The organism is Paenibacillus sp. ATY16, assembly GCF_003399985.2.
Lineage (GTDB): Bacteria > Bacillota > Bacilli > Paenibacillales > Paenibacillaceae > Pristimantibacillus > Pristimantibacillus glycanilyticus.
Genome location: NZ_NMOK02000028.1, coordinates 820 through 1,147 on the forward strand (window position 1 = coordinate 820; position 328 = coordinate 1,147).

1 pseudogene is annotated in these 328 nt (G+C 48.8%); it reads left to right on the forward strand.

What is annotated here, in order from left to right:
• Positions 1-328: pseudogene (locus CFI03_RS31445) on the forward strand (IS1182 family transposase); the annotation flags it as partial.

Below are 328 nucleotides of genomic sequence, written 5' to 3' on the forward strand. Positions count from 1 at the left end.
GAGAAACAGGAAGATCAGGCACTGAATAACTTGGACCTTCCTGAGCTCGGAGAGGCTTCCGCCATCACGAGCGAAAAGCTGGAGCAAGCTGTTCAACGGCTTGAAAGTAAGCTTCAAGAGAAGCCTAAAGACAAACCATTAAAGAAAGCTGTGCGCCTTGTTCGGAAAGATCTTCTTCCTCGCCTGCAAAAATATGAAGGGCAGCAAGAAACGCTTGGAAACCGCAACAGCTTTAGCAAAACCGACACGGATGCGACGTTTATGCGCATGAAGGAAGACCACATGCGCAATGGTCAGCTGAAGCCGGGATATAACGTGCAGATTGGAA